The organism is Drouetiella sp., from assembly GCF_059504425.1.
Genome location: NZ_JCACIN010000016.1, coordinates 52,122 through 72,083, shown reverse-complemented (window position 1 = coordinate 72,083; position 19,962 = coordinate 52,122). Strand labels below are relative to the sequence as shown.

General features: G+C 51.1%; 16 protein-coding genes. 13 read left to right on the top strand and 3 right to left on the bottom strand.

Annotation, left to right across the window (positions count from 1 at the left end; genetic code table 11):
• Positions 1–59: 59 nt before the first annotated feature.
• From AC5JMP_RS03600 to AC5JMP_RS03590, 3 genes are all read left to right on the top strand, one after another.
• Positions 60–476: a phosphomannose isomerase type II C-terminal cupin domain gene (locus AC5JMP_RS03600; RefSeq protein WP_495850059.1), complete on the top strand. Its 417-nt coding sequence runs from the start codon at positions 60–62 to the stop codon at positions 474–476.
• 276 nt (positions 477–752) lie between these two features.
• On the top strand, positions 753–1,091 hold the full coding sequence (locus AC5JMP_RS03595) for a HesB/IscA family protein (RefSeq protein ID WP_495850058.1): 339 nt from the start codon (positions 753–755) through the stop codon (positions 1,089–1,091).
• 3 nt (positions 1,092–1,094) lie between these two features.
• Positions 1,095–1,244: a hypothetical protein gene (locus AC5JMP_RS03590; RefSeq protein WP_495850057.1), complete on the top strand. Its 150-nt coding sequence runs from the start codon at positions 1,095–1,097 to the stop codon at positions 1,242–1,244.
• A gap of 175 nt (positions 1,245–1,419) precedes the next feature.
• Here AC5JMP_RS03590 and AC5JMP_RS03585 read toward each other — a convergent pair whose 3' ends face one another.
• The 3 genes from AC5JMP_RS03585 to bchL all read right to left on the bottom strand — a co-directional run bounded on the left by AC5JMP_RS03585 (position 1,420) and on the right by bchL (position 4,735).
• Entirely contained in the window at positions 1,420–2,826 is a 1,407-nt protein-coding gene (locus AC5JMP_RS03585) for a ferredoxin:protochlorophyllide reductase (ATP-dependent) subunit N (protein ID WP_495850056.1), read from the bottom strand.
• A 67-nt stretch (positions 2,827–2,893) separates the two neighbouring features.
• Positions 2,894–3,754 (bottom strand): DUF5331 domain-containing protein, encoded by an 861-nt coding sequence (locus AC5JMP_RS03580; RefSeq protein ID WP_495850055.1) that lies wholly within the window; start codon positions 3,752–3,754, stop codon positions 2,894–2,896.
• Between the two features lie 120 nt (positions 3,755–3,874).
• Entirely contained in the window at positions 3,875–4,735 is an 861-nt protein-coding gene (gene bchL / locus AC5JMP_RS03575) for a ferredoxin:protochlorophyllide reductase (ATP-dependent) iron-sulfur ATP-binding protein (RefSeq protein WP_495850054.1), read from the bottom strand.
• A gap of 857 nt (positions 4,736–5,592) precedes the next feature.
• On the opposite strand from bchL, the gene AC5JMP_RS03570 reads away from it, so the two are divergent.
• The 10 genes from AC5JMP_RS03570 (at position 5,593) to AC5JMP_RS03525 (ending at position 19,914) form a co-directional block, all read left to right on the top strand.
• Positions 5,593–6,051: a Fur family transcriptional regulator gene (locus AC5JMP_RS03570; protein WP_495850053.1), complete on the top strand. Its 459-nt coding sequence runs from the start codon at positions 5,593–5,595 to the stop codon at positions 6,049–6,051.
• A gap of 240 nt (positions 6,052–6,291) precedes the next feature.
• Positions 6,292–8,502 (top strand): pentapeptide repeat-containing protein, encoded by a 2,211-nt coding sequence (locus AC5JMP_RS03565; RefSeq protein WP_495850052.1) that lies wholly within the window; start codon positions 6,292–6,294, stop codon positions 8,500–8,502.
• Positions 8,492–8,647 (top strand): hypothetical protein, encoded by a 156-nt coding sequence (locus AC5JMP_RS03560; RefSeq protein WP_495850051.1) that lies wholly within the window; start codon positions 8,492–8,494, stop codon positions 8,645–8,647. The genes AC5JMP_RS03565 and AC5JMP_RS03560 overlap by 11 nt, the downstream gene beginning before the upstream one ends.
• Before the next feature lie 279 nt (positions 8,648–8,926).
• Positions 8,927–11,155, top strand: coding sequence for a hypothetical protein (locus AC5JMP_RS03555; RefSeq protein ID WP_495850050.1), 2,229 nt, complete (start codon positions 8,927–8,929; stop codon positions 11,153–11,155).
• A 61-nt stretch (positions 11,156–11,216) separates the two neighbouring features.
• Complete coding sequence (locus AC5JMP_RS03550) at positions 11,217–13,142, top strand: DUF3685 domain-containing protein (RefSeq protein WP_495850049.1); 1,926 nt, start codon at positions 11,217–11,219, stop codon at positions 13,140–13,142.
• A 421-nt stretch (positions 13,143–13,563) separates the two neighbouring features.
• Positions 13,564–14,118, top strand: a complete 555-nt coding sequence (locus AC5JMP_RS03545) for a thylakoid membrane photosystem I accumulation factor (RefSeq protein WP_495850048.1) — start codon at positions 13,564–13,566, stop codon at positions 14,116–14,118.
• Between the two features lie 325 nt (positions 14,119–14,443).
• Positions 14,444–16,360 (top strand): protein kinase domain-containing protein, encoded by a 1,917-nt coding sequence (locus tag AC5JMP_RS03540; RefSeq protein WP_495850047.1) that lies wholly within the window; start codon positions 14,444–14,446, stop codon positions 16,358–16,360.
• A 106-nt stretch (positions 16,361–16,466) separates the two neighbouring features.
• Positions 16,467–17,156, top strand: coding sequence for a DUF3386 domain-containing protein (locus AC5JMP_RS03535; RefSeq protein ID WP_495850046.1), 690 nt, complete (start codon positions 16,467–16,469; stop codon positions 17,154–17,156).
• A 154-nt stretch (positions 17,157–17,310) separates the two neighbouring features.
• On the top strand, positions 17,311–17,550 hold the full coding sequence (locus tag AC5JMP_RS03530; RefSeq protein ID WP_495850045.1) for a NifU family protein: 240 nt from the start codon (positions 17,311–17,313) through the stop codon (positions 17,548–17,550).
• Between the two features lie 132 nt (positions 17,551–17,682).
• Positions 17,683–19,914: a glycoside hydrolase gene (locus AC5JMP_RS03525; RefSeq protein WP_495850044.1), complete on the top strand. Its 2,232-nt coding sequence runs from the start codon at positions 17,683–17,685 to the stop codon at positions 19,912–19,914.
• Positions 19,915–19,962 lie beyond the last annotated feature (48 nt).

Below are 19,962 nucleotides of genomic sequence, written 5' to 3'. Positions count from 1 at the left end.
TGAAAACCAGAAGTTCGTTGACTAAGATTTCGTTCTACACCTCTCAAGGAGAAACTATCATGGCTCAATCGAAAGAAGCACCTCAAGCCTCTGCTCTCACGTTAACGAATCCTATGCTTCAAGGCGTAGCCGCAACAGAACTTCGTCCTTGGGGATCTTTCACAATTTTAGAAGAAGCACCAGGCTATAAAATTAAGCGAATTGAGGTGAAGCCTGGACATCGCCTCAGCCTACAAATGCACCACCACCGCAGCGAACACTGGATTGTCGTTTGCGGCACGGCAAAAGTCACCTGTGGCGAGCAAGAAAAGCTGCTGTTCTGCAATCAGTCTACCTATGTGCCTGCCTGTACTCAGCACCGCCTGGAAAATCCCGGTGTGATTCCTCTGATTTTGATTGAAGTTCAGAACGGCGAATATCTAGGCGAAGATGACATTATTCGTTTCCAAGATGACTATGCTCGCGGACAAGCTTAAATTGCGCCGGATCTAGAGTTCACTAAAATCTGACGTTTGCTAGCAGGGGCGAGATGATCTCGCCCCTATCGCTGTTTATAGCGCTACGAGTCTAGATTCAATGCATTATTTTTGAGAGCCGCGCGGAGCGCGGCTCTCAAAAATAACTTGTCCTAGCTTAATTACATAGTGCTATGACTGTCAGTTGTCTTGACTGTCGGTTGCCTGATTGCCAGTTGTTTGATTGCCATAGGTATAGTCGCTGTAAAATAGAACGAAACACAGCAAACTCACATTATGACCGTCCGTTTTAGCCCTGCGGCGATCGCAGAAGTTAACCGCATTCGATCCAAGCACTCTAACCCTGCGGCGCTGTTTCGGCTGGGCGTGCAGACAGGTGGCTGTGCAGAGCTTTACTACACTTTCTCTCTTGAAGAAGTTGTGTCACCCAGCGATCGCCTCCTCGACTATGACGGTATCCAGGTGGCGATCGAGGCACAAAGCTGGCAGTATCTAGACGGCTTGACTTTAGACTATACCGAAGACTTGATGGGCGGCGGCTTCCGGTTTGATAATCCCAATGCAATTAGCAGCTGCGGCTGCGGCAATTCTTTTGCGGTAGGCGATCGTTCCTAAAGGTTGGCTTATTCATTCTTAGAATTCACCTCTAGCCGATCGCTCAAACTTTATCTCTCAATTAGCCTGACAGATTTGAAAAAATTGCTCGTCATTCAGGTCAAGGAACGGCTCAAGAGCGATCGTAAATTTCGTCATCGCAGCCTCCGCTAGTGCAGCCTCCGTCATAGAGTTCTGATCATATCCTAGACTTTTCTCTGGAAGGAAAACTGTGCCTCCCTTCCAAAGAAGTATGGCAACCGCCAAGGCGGTTAGGATAGGGACATTTAGGGTGGGGTGCTTCGCGCTCCACCCTAAATGTCCTAAGCAAACTGGCGGCAGCTATGTCCTACAGCTTCGCCTCTTCCCGCACCAGTTTGTCCCAACCCAAATCCTTAAGGGAATTATTGCGGCGTAGGGGGCGCGTCACCAGTTCCAGCACGTCACGGGCATTGGTGAAGCCGTGAATCTGGGCAAAGGTAAACTCCACCGACCACTTGGTATTGATACCGCGTGCTTCTAGCGGGTTAGCATGCGCCATGCCTGTAATCACCAGGTCGGGCTTGAGTTGATAGATCCGCTGAAGCTGATTGTAGTTGTCGGGCTTCTCCATGATGCGCGGTAGGGGCACACCCATCTCAGCACAGGTTTTCTCTAGCAGCGCCAGTTCAGCCGCCTGATAGCGCTTATCCATGTAAGGAATGCCAATTTCTGGTACCGTCATACCGCAGCGCACCAAGAACCGCGCCAGAGAGATTTCCAGCAGGTTGTCGCCCATAAAGAAGACCGACTTGCCGCGAATCAGCTTGACGTAATCTTCTAGACCTGCCCAAATTTGAGCTTCGCGATCGTCCAATCCTTGAGGCTCAATCCCAAATACCGAGCAGATTTTCTCAATCCAGGCGCGAGTGCCGTCTGGCCCGATCGGGAAGGGGGCACCAATCAGCTTGCACTTGCGGCGACGCATCAGCGTGGTGGCAGTGCGAGACAGGAAGGGATTAATTCCAGAAACGTAGTAGCCTTCCTCCAGCACAGGCAGTTCGGTGAATCGCTTGGCAGGGAGCCAACCAGAAACTTTGATACCCTGCCGCTTCAGCTCCATTGTCAGCTGGGTCACGACAGGATCAGGCAGAGAGCCGAACAGAACGAGAGGCGGATGCTTGACGTACTCCGACTCGTCAGCAGCGACATCTTCTTTCTTACGTCCGAAGTTCATGAGTCGAGAAATGGCGTTGCGCTCTTCTTTCTCGGTTTCGGCAACAGGCGCTTTGTCAGGACAGCGGTGCGCCATGGCGGCTAACACCGTGTCTTCACCTTGGGTAAAGGCGTAGTCCAAACCGTTAGCACGAGCAACGACAATGGGAATGCCAATTTCGGCTTCCAGACGGGGGGCAAGTCCTTCTAGGTCGGTCTTAATGATTTCAGTTGTGCAGGTGCCGATCCAGACGATGACAGAAGGGTTGCGATCGCGTTTAATTTGCGTACAGAGCCGCTTTAGCTCTTCATAGTCATTCAGCTGAGCGGAGATATCGCCCTCCTCTAATTCCGCCATGGCATAGCGCGGCTCGGCAAAGATCATGACTCCCATGGCATTTTGCAAAAAATAGCCGCAGGTCTTGGTGCCAATCACCAGGAAAAAGCTATCTTCAATCTTTTGGTATAACCAGGCGACGCAGCTAATCGGGCAAAAGGTGTGATAGTTTCCAGTTTCGCATTCAAATTCGAGCGCTTGGGGTTGGGTTTCTGCCAAGGTCATGGTTGGGCTTCCTTAAAGTTGAAGGTCAGGGATTAATACAGGGATCAATATCTGTGGGGATCGAGGGCTAAGGGGCAGGGCGATCGCCTTTAGTGCGACCTGTACCGCGATCGGGCTGCTGTCCTTGGGCTAGTTCTGCGGTATCCATGGGCGGGCGCTGCTTGATCGCAGATTCGTCAAGCAGAGGGGACGGAGCTTTAGGTCTCTCTAGCGCTGGTTTGACCAGAGGCAATGGCTCAGCCGAAGATTGAGAGAACGATTTGGGCTGGCTGACTGGAGCAGAATAGGATTTGCCTACCTCGAATGAATTAGATTCAGGTTTACGCGGCTCAGGTTTACGCAGCTCAGATTCTTGTGACTTAGGTTCTTGTGACTTAGGTTCTTGTGACTTAGGCTCATGCGGCTCAGGCTCGTGCGGCTCACGTATGAATACCGATTGGCTATTGGGCTGGTTGACCGTTTTGCTAACAGGTTCGCTAACTAACTGAGTCATGGGCGATCGCTCTTTTCGAGGCTGCTCAGCCTGAACCTGGGCAGCCTGAACCTGGGCAGCCTGAACCTGAACTGCGATAGGCTGAGCCTCCATCGGCTGAACGAGTCTGGGCAGAGCCATACTAAAGGGCGAAAGGAGCTTAACTTCTTCTGGAGGCGCTTGCTCGATCGCCGCCAACTCTTCGTCAGGGTTGAAGTTTAGCCCTAAAGCCATGACAACGCGATCGGGATTGCTGCTGAGATCCACGACCAGAGGCAACATCTGCGTCAGCTGTGGCTCCAAAACAGACAGAGTTCCTAGAATAAAGCTGGATGAGGGGCGACGATTGCCCTCGCAGTTAACCCATACTCCCAACTTCGTTAGCCAGACGCGGTTTTCTCGGTAGTAGTCCAGCCACAGGACTTTGAGCGATCGACGGAGATGTTCAATATTCATAAAACTAACGAGATAGGATTTCATTGAGCTAGGGGTCACGAATTCTGAGTTTAGCGGCTCATAGGCGAATTCAAAACTCAGAATTCAAAACTTCGACTCGACTTCCTATCGTCGATCGCCCTAAACCATCATCAAATCATTCTCCTCAGATCTGACCTGGGGCGCAGCTGGGTTGAGGTAGAAATCTGATAGCAAGCTAAACAGCTCGCGATCGGGCGTGTCGTTGGGCACAACACCTTCTGGGCGAGCCAGAATTTGGTCAGCAATGTTGAGGTAGTAGTCGCAGACATAGTTGAGGGAGGGGTCAGATTCCGCCATCTCAAATAGAGTTTTGCCCTTGACGCGAGAGACGCGAATATCTTCAATTAGCGGCAGAATTTCCAGCACGGGCATCGGCACGGTTTCAATGTATTTGTCAATCAGGTCGCGCTGAGATGTGCGATTGCCGATTAATCCTGCCAAGCGCAGCGGATGAGTGCGGGCTTTTTCGCGCACGGAGGCGGCAATCCGGTTTGCCGCAAACAGGGCATCAAAGCCGTTATCGGTAACAATCATGCAGTAATCAGCATAGTTAAGCGGAGCCGCAAAGCCGCCGCACACTACGTCGCCCAGCACGTCAAACAAAATCACGTCATATTCATCAAAGGCGTTAAGTTCCTTCAGCAGCTTGACGGTTTCACCCACCACATAACCGCCGCAGCCTGCACCTGCCGGGGGACCGCCTGCCTCAACACAATCTACGCCGCCGTAGCCCTTGTAGATCACATCTTCTGGCCAAACATCTTCGTAGTGATAGTCCTTTTCCTGAAGCGTGTCGATGATGGTGGGAATCAAAAAGCCTGTCAGGGTAAAGGTGCTGTCGTGCTTTGGATCGCAGCCAATTTGCAAAACTTTTTTGCCGCGTCGAGCCAGGGCAACCGAAATGTTACAGCTTGTTGTGGATTTACCAATCCCGCCTTTTCCGTAAACTGCTAATTTCACAGCATGTCTCCTTAAATGATGTATCTCAAAAGCGATGTATCTCAAAAGCAATGTGTCTTAGAGGCGATCGCTCTTTAGAACGATCCACTGCCTTAGTCCGGCTCACGGACGGCTCATGCAAGCATTATTGTCGAATTTGGGGCAGAGGGGAAGGGGGATGAAGAATGATTTTGATAGAAAAGCAGAGATGAATCGATTCAGCCTAATCTTGAGCTTCAAAAAACCTTCTAAGAACCGCTGAGTCTAAGATTTGCTCGTTCTAAAAAATTTATGCTCTATTTTTTAGTTAAATAAGAACAAAAGACAAAAAAGTCTTTAATCTTTCTGTGGTGGAGCAGACTATGAGCCTGAAATTGAAGTTAATCCCTTGAAGGTTCTTGGGTAAGGGAAAGAGTCCATAACCGCCTAAAAGACGATTCAAACTCCAATCTGCTCTCTATTGCTCCAATTTGCTCAATTTTTCTGTTTTAGATAGGGCTGAAGCTGAATGAATTTAAGGTCTTGAGCGATCGTCCTTACCTTTTGACTCGGCAAAAAATCGGTAAAGCGTGGGGCCAGGGGTGTAGAACCTTCAGTAAAGGCGGCTTCTTAAGAGCTTTGTGACAAATCATCAATTTTTTCAAAAATCGCCCTTAGTGCCAGTGATGCGTTCGGAGTAGATAGAATCTAATCCATACCTTGAGAGACTTTGGGCGAATAGACATTCTTGACTTACCTAAGTTAAAGTGGTAGTGAGTTTGTTTTAGGGATTTAGCCCAGTCATCTGGATCATCCTTAACTACGGTACAAAGCCACGAAAGTTGAAAAGCGAAGACAGCGTCACAGATTTCAAAAATATTGGGTTAGGGATGATAGCTATGCAGATTGAAGCAGAAGGAAGAAAACCAATTCGCTCTTTGGAGGATGCCTTAGAGTATTGCCAGACCCTAGGAATGCGCTTGAGCAAACAGCGGCGCTTTGTTTTGGAGCTGCTTTGGCAGGAAAAGGAGCATTTGTCTGCCCGCGAAATCTACGATCGCCTCAATCAGCGCGGCAAAGACATTGGGCACACCTCCGTCTACCAAAATCTGGAGGCGCTATCGGCGCAGGGCGTGATTGAGTGCGTGGAGCGATCGGATGGACGGCTGTACGGGAACATCAGCGATCCCCACAGCCACGTTAACTGCCTGGACACCCAGCAAATTATGGATGTCCACATTGAGCTACCTGCCGATTTGCTGCGCCAAGTCGAAGAGCAGACGGGCGTGAGGATTACCAACTACAGCATTGATTTTTACGGCTACCGCGCTGAAGCTGCGGCTAACCCCCAGGGTTAAGTTCGAGGCGGCTCAACCTTCAACTTCAGACAGCTAATCTGCTTCGATCGCATCATCACTTTGTTAGGGACGCTCCAGGGAGCGTCCCTTCTTTTTAGGGCCTTGCTTTGTTCTGAGACACTACCCGTAGAATTCATCCAAATTTTTGATTCAAATCCTAAATTTGTGAGTAAGCTGAACTAGCCTCGCAGGGCAACCCACCGCAAATTGCAATCTCACAAGTTGGTTTAGGCAGAATCTATGGGAAAACAGCAGCTTGATCAAGCTATAGCTCAAGAAACCCGCAAAATTAACTTGTCTACTTCCAAAAACTTGTCTACTTCCAAGAAGATAAGGAATTCCTCGCCTATTCAATCTTTGAAGCTTTCTGATACCTGGCATCGAAATCGGATCTTGTCCGATCGCAATCAGCCTGTTGAAGAAAAAACTGAATTAAGACAGCAGGTGCAGCCCGATACAGAGCCATCTTCTAACTCTATATCTAGCGTTATGTCTGGTATTGAGTCTGTGACGACGATCGCTCCCGAAACTCCAAGTTTTGAGCCGCAAGAGGCAACTCTGGCTCCAGCGAAACCGCTACAAATTCCTTTCTGGCTGCCATTCCAGCAAAGGAAAAAACGCTGGGACTGGCTGATTGCTTGGCTCACTGTCTTGTGTCTCTTTGGCGGCATGGGAACTTCGGCACTGCTATGGCTGACGGGGCTGCCGCCCTTGCCCAACTGCGGCGATATTTCGCCGGACTCTGGGATGCCTCGCTTATATTGCGCTCAGCAAGCCGCGCGATCGGGCAAGCTCCCCGATCTGCTCAAAGGGATTGCGCTGCTGAGAGACTGGTCGTCCGATCAGCCGTTTTATGAGCAAGCGCAGAATCTTGTGAGCGAATGGTCTGAGCTGGTATTAATCAGCGCACAGAATAAAATTGACCAGAATGATTTGAAAGGAGCGATCGCCGCCGCCGCTCAGGTTCCTGTCTCTAGTCCAGTCTATGGAAAGGCTCAGAAGGCGATCGCTGCCTGGAAAAACCAGTGGCATAAGGGAAACGTACTATACGCCAAAGCTGAAATTGCCATTCGGACGCAGAACTGGAAAGAGGCGGCAGCGCAGGTGGTCGAGATGGGCTACATGGATCACGAGTATTGGCGACTTCAGCAAGCTGACGTGCTTTCTCAACGAATTCTGAGGGAAAAAGATGCCCGACAGTCCCTCATCCAAGCTCAGAAGCTGATAAAAGGTAAAAATCTGGATCTTGATGCCAGTAGAGCCAATTTAGAGAGGTCTGATTCAGAGAAGGTTGACTTGAGCAAAGTTGACTTGAGCAAAGCTGACTTGGACAAGATTGATCTGAGCAAAGTTGACCCTGATAGGCTGGGGGATGCGATCGCCTTAGTTCAAGCCGTGCCTTCTGGAACGCTGGCTTTCCCAGAAGCCAAAGCCGCACTGGCTGAATGGAGTCAGGCATTGCTGGATTGGGCGATGCAGCAGTGGCAGCAGGGCAATATTGATCTGGCTCTGACCACAGCCCAGCGGATTCCATTTGATCCCGACCTGCCGATCGCCGGGAAAGACTTGATTCAGCTTAGCCATGCGCAGCAGCAAACAAAGGATATCCAACAGCAGGGACTCACTGAACAGCTCTGGAGCTTATTAGAAGCCACCTCCGCCGTAGGGCAGATTTCTCACGATAGCCCGGTTTACGAACTGGCTCATGGACGATCGCAGACCTGGCAGGCGCGGCTTCAGGACGTGATTCAGCTCCAGTACGCTGAGGTCACAGCACAGCTAGGCGATCACGCTTCACTGCAAATGGCGATCGCCCAAGCCCAAAAAATTACCCCCGATCGCCCCGGTCGGCTTTCCGCTCAATCGTTGATTGCTCGCTGGAGTCAGGAACTTCAAAAGCTGGAAGATCGACAGTACCTTATCCGAGCCAGGGAGATGGCAAAACCAGGGAAAGTGGAGGATTTGAAACGGGCGATCGCCCAAGCTCAAGAAATTCCTTCGCACCGAGCACTATGGCAGGAGGCTCAAACGCAGATGAAAACCTGGACAGGGCAAATCCAGGTGATTGAAGATCAGCCATTCCTTGATCAAGCTAAATTTTTGGCAAAGCAAGGAAAATATGCTGACGCAATTCAGGTGGCGGAAAAGATTCAGGGCGATCGCGCCCTCTACGCGACGGCTCAAACTGCGATTGGCACCTGGCAAGCTCAGATTCGTAAAGTTCAGACGGCTGAAGACCAGCCCATTCTCGATCAAGCCAACGCACTGGCCGCCAGAGGACGGCTAACCCTGGCGATCGAGATGGCCTCACAGATTGCCCCTGACCGCGCGCTTTCAGACCAGGCGCAATTTTCGATCAGAAGCTGGGCAGAAGAACGAGCTGCCGTCTGGAGTTCTCAAGCAGCTACAGAAGGCGATGAAATAGAAGAAATAGAAGCAGATGAATACTGACCCGCTCCTAGACATATCGGCAGACGGTAGTCCTTACCTAAATACCACTACCCAGCAGACGGGGCAGACGGATCAGCATCTGCTCAATAGGCGATCGCGACCCTCCTTTCAAATTTCGGACATCCTGACGCTTTTGATACCGTAAGTTTTTGACTGAAGATTCTTAATGAGGCTGAATTAAGCTAGAAAGTCTATATATTTTCGTGCAATTAATGAGTCTTGCGATTTATTAATTTGGGTAAAGCTGATGAGATGAAGTCGATGAGATGAAATTGACAGCGTTGAGGAGCAACAGCAGTGATGCAGACTCGAATCTGTTGCGTTACCGTTAGCTAGGCTAATAGCCTCCGCAAGTCTGACCGCGATCGCCAGACTGACGAGGCAACAGCCATTTTTGGAGTGGTGTGGGATTGAGTGTGCTTTCATGGCTGAACAGAAGTTTGAACAGAGTCCATTAGAAGAGAATCAGACCTGCGAGAATCCGGCTTCAGGGATTTCCCTGAACCGATTGCTGTCTCGTAAAAGTTGGCACATGGGTCGTCTAGTGGAGCGATCGCCCCAGCCAGCTGAGGAAATTCCGGGCAACCTCTCACCTGGCAAACCTCCGTCTAGCAAACCTCCGTCTAGCAAATCTCCGTCTGGTAAACCCAGGGCTTGGACTTGGTCATTAGCTTGGCTGGCTATTTTAGGTGTCTTTGGTGGCATGGGCACCTCAGCGCTACTGTGGCTCATCACCCTGCCACCCCCTGTAAACTGCCAAAACCCTGCCAAGCTCACCCTAGATGGGGAACGTCTCTACTGCGCCCGTGAAGCCGCGCGATCGGGCGAGTTGCCCAAGATTATTGCCGGACTCGATTTGGTCAAGTCGTGGGATGAAGATCACCCCTTACAAGGCGAAGCGCAAAATCTGCGGGAGGAATGGTCGAAGCGTTTGTTTGTGGTGGCTCGCAACAAGGTGGATCAGAGCGACATGAAGGGCGCAATGGCAATCATTAGCCACATTCCCAAAAACACAGAAATTTATGCCGATGTCCAAAAATCTGTAACGCGCTGGAAAAAACAGTGGGCGGCAGGGGAAGCGATCGCCAACAAGGCTCTAGTCGCGATGAAGCAACAGAAGTGGGATGATGCCTACGCGCAGATTGCCATCTTGAATGAATCAAGCTACGACTACTGGCGGCTCAATCGAGCGGTTGCCCTAGCGCAGCAGCTTGGAGCTGAAAAACAGGCGTGGCAGGTTTTAAACCAGGCTAAAAAAGTCGTCGTTGACGGTTCGCCCTATCAGCTGAGTCAGGCGATCGCCCTAGCGCAGCAGGTGCCCCCCAACACCTATGCCCAAGCAGAAACCCATGTCCAAGTGCAGCAGTGGAGCCAAAAGCTGCTGCGCTTGGGCATTGCAAAATGGAAAGAAGGGGATACCACCTCTGCCGCCACCCTGCTCCGGTTGCCTGATAGCGTGACGATCTTGCCAGAGCTTGCGCCAGAGATGGCAGATCTCATGCAGTTTGCCGGAGCCTATCGACTGGCGGGCAGAATCAGCTCTCGCTGGTTGCCTTCAGTGGGGCAAATTTGGGACATGCAGGAGGCGATCGCCGCCATTCAGCAGGTGAAGCCCGACAGCCCGTTTTACCCACAGGCGCAGATTCACCGAAAAAACTGGCAAACCCAGCTTCAGGACATGATTCAGTTGCAGTATGCTTCTGCGATCGCCAGTCTGGGTCAGCGAGACAGCTTCAAGCTTGCCGTCAGTCAGGCGCAAAAAATTGGAGTCGATCGCCCTCGACGAGGACAGGCGCAAACGCTGATCTTTTTCTGGACAGGCGAAATGCAGCGGGTTGAAGATCAGCCTTACCTAGCTCGTGCTAAAGCCCTAGCTCAGTCGGGACAAATTCCGGCTCTGAAGGCAGCCATTGCCGAAGCCAAGCTCATTGCCCCCAACCGAACGCTATCTAAGCCTTCACAAGATCTGATCGCATCTTGGCAGGCGCAAATTGAGACGTTAGAAGATCAGCCGATTCTGAATCAGGCGATCGCCTTGGCAGAGCAGGGTGACTTAGAGGAAGCGATCGATCGAGCCGGAAAAATTCGGGCAGGTCGCGCCCTGTATGCCCAGGCTCAAGGTAAGGTGAGCGACTGGCAGTTCCAAATCATCATTAACGCCCAAATTGCGGCAGATCAGCCCATCCTCGATCGCGCAAGTGCCTTAGCCAACAACGGCGATTTGACTTTGGCAATTAGCGTGGCGAGCCAGATTTCTCCTGGACGGGCGCTCTATGATCAGGCGCAGGGAGCCATTAGCCGCTGGCGCGTCGAGCGAGACAGCATTATCAATGCTCGTGAATACGCCAGACCCTCCTATTCTCCTGACACAGCGCCATCTTCTGAGCCAAAGCCTTCCGGATTTGGCTCGACTCCTTTACCGCTTGATAGAAACTCACCGCTTTCGCCTGTAGAACCTGAGCCTTTGCCCAGCCTTGAATTGGTTGATCCCAGTGCGCCCGCATCCGATAGTCCTGTGGAGGGAGATGATCAAGCACCCATCATTGTGGAACCTCAGCCCATTGATCCTGCGCTACCCGATCTCCAGCAATCTAGACCGCAACCGTCCTACGAAGGCTACTATGATCAGCGATACTATCAAGACTCTCAGTAGATATCGTTTGTTCTAACGCCGAAACCGCCATGAGCCAAAATCGCCATGAGCCAGAATCGCCATGAGCCTTGTCCAAGCTGCTATCCGTCATCCCTATAGGCTGATGCTAATTGATGAAGATCCGGTCTTTCGGCTAGGACTACGGGTCTGGCTAGAGCGATATGCCGATCTGAGCTTGATAGCAGAAGTCGAAACAGGTGAGGCGGCGCTGGAGTATTTAGAAGACGCGCTTTCTGATTCATTAGAACGTTCATCAGTGGAACATCCATCAGAGTCGGGAGCGATCGCCCTAGCGGTTCCTGACCTAGTAGTTTTAGAGATGGAATTGGGGCGATCGCATCCCGATCGCATCCCAGGGTTAACCCTCTGTCAGCATCTGAAAACGAAGTATCCCACCCTACGAGTCTTGATGCTCAGCGCTTCACCTGAACCTTTGCTGAGCGCGGCAGCTCAACAGGCAGGAGCCACAGGCTATTGCCCTAAGACTGTAGAGCCAGAGAGTTTAGCCAATATATTGCGTCGAGTTGCAGACGGGCGATCGTTTTTCTGGAACGCGGCTTCTACTTCCTACTCTCCACTCCCCACTGCTCCTACTCCCTACCTCCCCTCTTCCCATCTCTCCTCTCCTCGCCGCCCTGCTCCCCTTAGCCGCTTTCGCCGTAACTTGCGCCAGTCAGGCTTACAGCAAATTGAGGCTGCCCTAGCAGAGGTCAATGCCGAACTGCGGCAGTTAGAGCTTTCTTTAGTCGATCGCGCCATTCTGGCCGGAAGACAACGAGAGCTAAGAGCGGCGCGCAAGCTCATTGGCTGGATGTTGGCAACCCCTAGCTTGACCGAAGAGCGGGCGCGGCAACCCGTAAGTTCACAGGGCACAGGTTCACAGTTCATAAATTCACAGATTACAGGTTCACAGATTACAGGTTCACAGGGCGCAGGTTCACAGATCACGAATAGGTCAGGAGGGGAAGAGCGATCGCTCCCTACAGCTTCTGCTTTAACAATTAACGCATCGTCAGAGAGCGCTATCTCTAAGATGCGTATAGAATCTGTGCTATTCGATGCCGTGCTGGAGAAGCTGCACAATAGCCTGGAAAACGGTACAGAAACACCGATGGAAATTGACATTCTGCGAGAGGAGAAAAAGCGAGAGCTGTTTTACTTAATCCTGCGGCAGCTAGAGAATTTCCTTGACGAATTGCGTTACTCAGAAGTGCAGCCTGAACAGCTTGAGCCGAAGCGATCGTCCATCCTTCTCGACTTGTGGCAGGCGGTAACCACCGAGTTTTTTGGCAAATATTACGCCATAGCTGTAGACGGCAAATCTGTAGAAGTCGTAGAAACGCTGCTTCGGGATGAAGCGATCGTCCAGCTAGAAATCTTGGACAAAATTCCTAGCGTAGTAGACCTGCTCAAACATCTGCTGTTTCAGATGCCGCTGGCAGTCGATAGCGTGCCCTATGCGCCCGGAAATCCAGAGGCGATGAGCCGTGCCGAAGTTTTGACTGAGAATCTGCTGATTCAGCTAGCCAATGCCGTCATTCAGCCCCTTCTCAATCGCTTTGCCAGCATTGAAGGGATCAAACAAAATCTTTACAGCCGCAAGCTGCTCTCTAACCGCGAAATTGAGCGATTTCGCAACGATCTGTCTTGGAAGTATCGCATCGAAAAGTATTTCAGAGAGCCACAAAATATTTTTGAGAGTCAATATTCCATTCACGTATTTTCTTGGAAAGGCATTCAAAAAACCTCAATTTATGCGCCTCGTAGCCCCGAACTCAACGAACTTTCGGGCGTTCAGCTTGCCGTGACGCTAGCCCTAGAAACCCGTGATGCGATCGCCCCTCGGCTGCGAACGGCGGTTTCTTGGGCGGGCAATAGCGTCATTTACGTTCTGACAGAAGTTGTCGGACGGGGGCTAGGGCTAGTAGGGCGAGGCATCTTGAAAGGATTGGGGAACGCTTGGCAAGATCCTAGACTAAAACGTTAGGTTGAAACGTGAGGTTAAAACCTATGCGCATTCTCTCCCGTACCTCTTATAGCAGCCGCCAAGGCGGTTAGGACAGGGACATTTAGGGTGAGGCGCGAAGCGCCTCACCCTAAATGTCCTAAGCAAACTGGCGACAGCTATATCAGTATTTGTATCATCACAATGCAGTTTCAAATGCGATTGGATCGCGTGTGAATCGAGTGCGGTTTGGCGCGATCGTCCCTAGATGTTGCAAAATGGCTTAGATAGCATCCTCATAGATTTGGGCGCGTTTTAGATGAATGTTCGTTGCTTATTCTCTGCCTGTTTGACGATTTTGAGCGCGTCTTCCAGAAGTTTCACCCAATGTAAAGGTTTGTTAATAGATTTATCAGGGCGTGTGGCGCAGACAAGTCTAGTGCAGACAAGTTTAGTGCAGACAATGGCACGGACAGTAGTTTGCCTATTTTTAGGGCTAGTTCTAAGCACTGTTCTGTGGGTAACTCCTGGAACTTCTCCGGTGTGGGCAGCTTTGACCGACGATCGTTACGAGGGCAATATCTTTCCCCTCTATGCTGGTAATGGTTCGTTAGTTCCCCCCAGAATTACGCTGGCAGAGGCACGTCAGCGACAGCTGCCCGCTTTGTTGGTTTTCTATATTGATGACAGTGCAGACTGCAAAAGGTATGCGTCAGTGGTTTCTCAACTCGACGCTTTCTACGGTCGGGCGGCAGGGTTCATCCCCATTAGTGTCGATGCTATTCCATCTGAAACTCGCTACGAATCGACCGATCCAGGGTACTACTACAGCGGATTTGTGCCTCAGACAGTTTTGCTCGATCAGGAGGGTAAGGTGGTCTTAGACCAGAAAGGGGCGATCGCTTTTGAGACAGTAGATGATGCGTTTCGCAAAGTCTTTGATCTACTGCCTCGATCGGAGTCTGTGGAGCTGAAGCGGCGACAGGTGAATGAAGTGAACACAGAGTTAGTGCCATAGGTTGAGCTTGAATTTAGAATCGAATCCGGACTAAATCTCACAAGATCACCCGAACGGGTACTCCTAGCAAAGAAAGACTAAGATTAGGATGAAGTATAAAAATTATCCGATGGGGCATCACGGGTAGTGAAGTTTGTGAGGAACTAGGGTTACGAATCTCAATTACTTCTTTATGCTGAAGTCAGGGTTAGGGGGTTTCCATTTGATGCATCTACACTTAAGCAATCGAGTAGGTTGCCCCAGCCATACAGTTGAGTGGGGGCAAAGACTCTGAAACGCTTTTGAGGCTCGATCGTGACTGAACTTCAACAAAGCCAATTCCATCATGAGTCGCTCATTTTCTCTGATCAGCTCAGATAGACCTCTGGGCGGACGGTACAAAATAACTAGCCAGTTGGGAGTAGGCGGGTTCGGTCGAACTTTTCTGGCAGAAGACTTGCATTTGCCAGGTCATCCTCAATGTGTGATCAAGCAGCTCAAACCTCAGATCAGCAGCGATGATGCGTTGCAGATGGCAAGACGCTGTTTCAATACCGAAGCGCAAGTTCTCTATCAGCTAGGCATCCACGACCAGATTCCGCGCCTGCTGGCTCACTTTGAAGACAATCAAGAATTTTATCTAGCTCAAGAATTTGTTGAAGGAGAGCCGCTCACCAAAGAATTTGTAGAGGGCAAAACCTGGTCAGAAAATCAGGTGGTTTTTTGGCTGCAAGATATTCTTAAGGTTCTGGCATTTGTTCACCAGCGACAGGTGATTCACCGCGATCTCAAACCTTCTAACCTGATTCGCCGTCGTCACGATCGCCGCATTGTTTTAATCGACTTTGGTGCCGTCAAGCAGGTCAGCACCCAAGGCGTTGACCTTGAACAGGGCTTGACCAATATTACAATTTCTATTGGCACCCAGGGCTATATGCCCAATGAGCAGGTAGCTGGTAAGCCTCGCTTTAGCAGCGATATTTATGCTGTAGGAATTCTGGGCATTCAGGCGCTGACAGGCATCCACCCTCGGCATTTGGGCGAAGATCTAGAGGGCGAAATTTCTTGGCATCATCTGGCACCGGAGCTGCATCCAGAGCTGACGAAAATTTTGGATCAAATGGTGCGCTATGACTTCCGCGAACGCTTTCCAACGGCGATCGAAACTCTGGAAGCCTTAGAGAAAGTGCCCGTAGCCGTGACCGATCCGTTTATTCTATTTCCACCCTACGTTGGCACAAACGGCAACAGCATTGAGGCGGGTACCACGGCAAATCTGAGAGAGTTTTCTCGTCCTCTACCCGACTTTAGCTCGGCTGATTTCACGGTGAGTGAGGAAGATCTGATGTCTACCGCCGTGTGGGATCGCTCCGGTAACGAACCTCCTGAAACTCAAATCCAGGCTGAGGGAATATCAGAGGCGCATCCCACCCATAGCTCAACCAATGGCTCAACTCATGGCTCAACCAACGGCACAGGCATTACTCAGGTCGTGAGTCCTCCCCCTCCTGTCGTGGAACCGATCGCGACTCAAAGCCGAAAAGCAACTCGAACATGGGGCATCTTGGGGGCGATCGCCGTAACCTTGGGTCTAGGATTGTTCATGCAGATGGCTCAGCCTCAGCGAGATACTGCCGAGCCAGGAATATTTCCAACAGCTTTGTCTGATCCTGGCGATCCCCCGACTGACCCTAAGAAAAAAGCGGCACTGCTACTCGATCGGGCGAATAATCTACGGCTGCAATGGAAAAATCAAGAGGCAATTAAGGTCTACGATGAGGCATTAGCCATTCGATCGGACTATGCTGAAGCCTATGCCGGACGCTGTGAAACGCTGAATCAGCTCAAGCGACCCGAAGAGGCGATCGTTTCCTGTAATGATGCACTCGCCTTTAAACCTAACTATCCAGAGGCGCTCTGGAGCAAAGGAAACGCCCTGCTTCAGCAAAATCGAACCTATGAAGCGCTGAGCATTTATGAAGGAGTGACAGCGGACAAGCCCAAGTTTTCAGAGGGCTGGGTCAAACGCGGGGTGGCGCTACAAAAGCTAGGACGTTCTTCCGAAGCCATCAATGCACTGGATGAAGGCATTCGCATCCAGCGCAATTCTGCTGAGGCTTGGCGCACCAAAGGCGCAGCGCTGCTCAATCTTCAGCGCTATCAAGAGGCAACTGTGGTTTTAGATAAAGCCCTCCAGCTTAAGCCTAAAGACCCTGAAGCTCAGAGACTGCGGCAGGAGGCAAGAGCAGCGCTGGGCGGCTAGCTTTTGCTAGAGGTCTTCGCTGAAAACGGTCGCCTCTTGCCAAAAATTGACGCGACGGGAACGCCAAATCGCTACACTAGAGAGTGATGTCAGCAAGAGCCTTAAGATGACTGAGCAAGTAATTGAGCAAATGACTGGACAAGCTGCTGAGCAAGTCTCTGAGCAGCCAGAAGCTCGGGCTTTGTTTCAGGCGGCGTATGAAAACCGCTATACCTGGGATGCCAGCTTTCCTGGCTACACCGCAGACGTAACTCTGCGGGAAGGTGAGAAAGTCCATACGGGCAAGCTTCGCATCGCTCCCGATGGTAAGGGCAGCTTTAGCCATGAGGTTACAGAGGTGGCTGACGAAGAAGCCAAGAAAGCTATTGCGGGGCAAGCTTGGGAAATTGCGGTGCATCGCGTCCGTAGAACCTTTGAGGAAAGCCACGGCAAGAATGTCTTTACTCTAGGCGCAACCGATGAAAAGGGCGCGGTCGAGATTTTGGTGAGCGGTAAATCCATGGGCGATCGCTATAAGATTCACAACAACGAGGTGAGCCTGGTTCATCGCCATATTCGCAGTGTCGTCGTCACCATCAACACTCTGAGCAGCCACCAGACTGAGGCAGGCTATCTGTCTCATCGCTATGACTCGGTGTACCACGATGTGGAAACAGGTGAATCCAAAGGCTCTCAGGTATTTGAGGATGAGTACGAAAAAGTAGGCGGCTACTATATCCTCAACCGTCGGGCGATTACGGACGATCAGAATGCTACTAGCGAATTTTTATTCTCAAATATCAAGCTGCTAGCTTAAAGGCTGAGCGCTTAGATTGAGTGCATAGACTGAGCGTGTAGATTGAGCGCTTAGAGGCTGGGAGGATGGGAAGTCACCTCTCCTTAGCCAATTCTCAGGCGATCGAGATAGGATGAAGGAAACAAGACAAGCCCAAAAACTATATAGGTATGCTATGGAAACGCTGGAATTGACGAATGCAAATGTTGAAAAAGTATTAGACGATTTGCGTCCCTACTTAATGTCGGATGGCGGCAACGTTGAGCTAGTAGAAATTGACGGCCCTGTAGTTAAGCTAAAGCTTCAGGGCGCGTGCGGCACCTGCCCCAGCTCTGCTATGACGTTGAGAATGGGCATCGAGCGCCGTCTGCGAGAGTTTATTCCTGAGATTGCAGAAGTTGAACAAGTTTTCTAGGCAGATTGTTCAGGCATATCTTCTAGGACATAAAACTTCTAGAGCATAAGGGACAAAAGGTAAGAACTAGGCTGTAAGGTAAAAAAGTATTCTCAGTATTTGCCTTCTGCCTGTTCCCTTCTGACTCTTTCCATGGCGCATCCCCTATACGTCGCGTTTGTCTGGCATCAGCATCAGCCTCTCTACAAAAGCTCTGCCCAAGGTAACTATCGGCTGCCTTGGGTAAGGCTCCATGGTACAAAAGATTACCTGGATCTGGTGCTGCTCCTAGAGCGCTACCCAAAGCTGCACCAAACGGTGAATCTAGTACCTTCGCTGATCTTGCAACTCGAAGACTACGTAGCTGGAACTGCTTTTGATCCTTATTTGACGCTAGCGCTTCAGCCGATCGCCCATCTGGATGAAACTCAGCGCCACTTTATCATTCAACATTTTTTTGATGCCAACCACCACACGCTGATTGACCCCCATCCGCGCTACGCGGAGCTATATGAGCAGCGCCATGAGCAGGGCTGGGATTGGTGCCTGAAGAACTGGGAAGCGCAAGACTACAGCGATCTACTGGCATGGCATAACCTCGCTTGGATTGACCCTCTGTTTTGGGATGATCCAGAGGTCGCAAATTGGCTGGCAAAAGATCGGGGATTTACATTGAGCGATCGCCAACGCATTTATTCTAAGCAGCGCCAGATCCTCAGCCGCATTATCCCGCAGCACCGCAAGATGCAGGAGAGCGGTCAGCTAGAGATTACTACTACGCCCTACACGCATCCCATCTTGCCGCTGCTGGCAGATACCGACTCTGGTCGGGTGGCATTGCCCAAAATGGTGCTGCCTGAACATCGCTTTCAGTGGGCAGAAGATATTCCTCGGCATCTGCGCAAGGCGAAGCAAATCTATCGAGAGCGATTCGGCTGCAATCCCAAGGGGCTATGGCCATCTGAGCAGTCGGTGAGTCCGGCAATTTTGCCCGATGTAGCGGCACAGGGGTTTCAATGGCTTTGCTCGGATGAGGCAGTCTTGGGCTGGACGCTGAACCATACATTCCGCCGCGACAGTTCGGGCACTCTAGAGGAACCAGAGGTGCTGTATCGCCCCTATCGTCTGGAAACAAGTCAAGGAGATTTGGCGATCGTCTTCCGAGATCATCGCCTTTCTGATCTGATTGGCTTTACCTATGGCGCTATGGAGCCTCGACAAGCTGCTACTGACCTCGTTGGGCATCTAGAATCTATTTCTCGCTCCCTCAAAGTGCATCAAGGCAACGGTAGCGGGCTGGATCAGCCTTGGCTAGTGACGATCGCCCTAGATGGCGAGAACTGTTGGGAGTCCTACTTGCAGGATGGCAAGCCGTTTTTAGAGCGTCTCTATCGCATTCTCAGCGATCATCCCAGCCTGAAGCTAGTGACGGTTTCAGAATTTTTGGAGCAGTTTCCGCCGATCGCCACTTTACCCGCCGAGAAGCTGCACAGCGGCTCTTGGGTAGACGGCAGCTTTTCTACCTGGATTGGCGATCGCGCCAAAAATCGCGCCTGGGATTTGCTGGCGGCAGCCAGACAGACTTTGGCAAAACATCCAGAAGCCACTGAAGAAGATAATCCCGAAGCCTGGGAAGCCCTCTACGCTGCCGAAGGCTCAGACTGGTTCTGGTGGTTTGGGGAAGGGCATACCTCCAGCCACGATGCAATGTTTGACCAGTTGTTTCGCGAACATCTGGCAACGCTCTACAGAGCCTTAAATGAGCCAATCCCCATAGAGGTGCGATCGCCCATTGAAGACCATCTGAACAAGCGAGAACATCGTCCTCAAAGCTTCATCCATCCCAGCATCGACGGCAATGGCGATGAGCAGGACTGGGAAAAAGCAGGATGCATTGAAATCGGCGGCGCATCTGGCACCATGCACCGAAGCGGCTTCGTGCAGCGGCTTTGGTATGGGGTTGATCATCTCAATCTTTACCTGCGGCTAGATTTAAAGATGGGCGCACAGCCCGGAGTGAACTTTCCTCTGGAGCTACATCTACTGTGGTTTTACCCCGATCGCCCTATGTCCACCAGCCCTGCACCCTTACAGCATTTGCCCGATCAGCCGCCGCTAGACTACAGGTTTCGGCACCACTTGGGCATCAACCTGTTGACCCAATCGCTGTGGTTTCAGGAAGCGGGCGATCGCGCTCAGTGGCAGTCCCGTCTCAGCCGTGCCAAGGTTGCCTTTAATACCTGTTTGGAAATTGCGATTCCTTGGGCAGATTTGCAGATTGTGGAGCCAGATTGGTCGCTGCGGTTGGTAATGGTTCTAGCCGATGAGGGACGGTATGTTAGCTATTTGCCGGAAGATCAGTTAGTTCTGGTGCAGGTACCTTAGATGTGGCTGTCTGCGCAAATCTGCACGAATGCGGCTGTCTGAGTAAAT

Excerpts from the sequence above, each read along its gene's own strand:
- AC5JMP_RS03600 (WP_495850059.1), top strand. The coding sequence starts at position 60 with ATGGCTCAATCGAAAGAAGCACCTCAAGCCTCTGCTCTCACGTTAACG.
- AC5JMP_RS03595 (WP_495850058.1), top strand. The coding sequence starts at position 753 with ATGACCGTCCGTTTTAGCCCTGCGGCGATCGCAGAAGTTAACCGCATT.
- AC5JMP_RS03585 (WP_495850056.1), bottom strand. The coding sequence starts at position 2,826 with ATGACCTTGGCAGAAACCCAACCCCAAGCGCTCGAATTTGAATGCGAA.
- AC5JMP_RS03580 (WP_495850055.1), bottom strand. The coding sequence starts at position 3,754 with ATGAATATTGAACATCTCCGTCGATCGCTCAAAGTCCTGTGGCTGGAC.
- AC5JMP_RS03570 (WP_495850053.1), top strand. The coding sequence starts at position 5,593 with ATGCAGATTGAAGCAGAAGGAAGAAAACCAATTCGCTCTTTGGAGGAT.
- AC5JMP_RS03565 (WP_495850052.1), top strand. The coding sequence starts at position 6,292 with ATGGGAAAACAGCAGCTTGATCAAGCTATAGCTCAAGAAACCCGCAAA.
- AC5JMP_RS03560 (WP_495850051.1), top strand. The coding sequence starts at position 8,492 with ATGAATACTGACCCGCTCCTAGACATATCGGCAGACGGTAGTCCTTAC.
- AC5JMP_RS03555 (WP_495850050.1), top strand. The coding sequence starts at position 8,927 with ATGGCTGAACAGAAGTTTGAACAGAGTCCATTAGAAGAGAATCAGACC.
- AC5JMP_RS03550 (WP_495850049.1), top strand. The coding sequence starts at position 11,217 with ATGAGCCTTGTCCAAGCTGCTATCCGTCATCCCTATAGGCTGATGCTA.
- AC5JMP_RS03545 (WP_495850048.1), top strand. The coding sequence starts at position 13,564 with ATGGCACGGACAGTAGTTTGCCTATTTTTAGGGCTAGTTCTAAGCACT.
- AC5JMP_RS03540 (WP_495850047.1), top strand. The coding sequence starts at position 14,444 with ATGAGTCGCTCATTTTCTCTGATCAGCTCAGATAGACCTCTGGGCGGA.
- AC5JMP_RS03535 (WP_495850046.1), top strand. The coding sequence starts at position 16,467 with ATGACTGAGCAAGTAATTGAGCAAATGACTGGACAAGCTGCTGAGCAA.
- AC5JMP_RS03530 (WP_495850045.1), top strand. The coding sequence starts at position 17,311 with ATGGAAACGCTGGAATTGACGAATGCAAATGTTGAAAAAGTATTAGAC.
- AC5JMP_RS03525 (WP_495850044.1), top strand. The coding sequence starts at position 17,683 with ATGGCGCATCCCCTATACGTCGCGTTTGTCTGGCATCAGCATCAGCCT.